We start from the raw sequence: 252 nt of genomic DNA on the forward strand, positions 1-252 counted from the left end.
CAGGGCAAGAGCGTGAATGTTCACTTCTTGCCCAACGCCTTAAACCCTGCAACTAATACCTTATCCAAATAGTTAATATCCATGCTCGCAAACCGTTGTTTTCGGCGAATACTGGCTTTTTTGGTTTTCTCTGCCCGCAATATATTGACACTGATGTGACGCATACATCCCAATATTTCAGCCGATTCTCCCCGGTGGATAAGGCAAGCATCTTCTCCCATCGTGACATCAAGAACCCAATGTAATCGGGTT

The 252-nt window shown here is 45.2% G+C and carries 1 protein-coding gene; it reads right to left on the reverse strand.

The window, feature by feature from the left end; all coding sequences use genetic code 11:
- Positions 1 to 20 precede the first annotated feature (20 nt).
- A partial coding sequence (locus AAC854_RS23590; protein WP_422824135.1) for a transposase occupies positions 21 to 252 on the reverse strand: 232 nt, incomplete at its 5' end.

It is taken from the genome of Xenorhabdus entomophaga (assembly GCF_037996725.1).
Lineage (GTDB): Bacteria > Pseudomonadota > Gammaproteobacteria > Enterobacterales > Enterobacteriaceae > Xenorhabdus > Xenorhabdus khoisanae.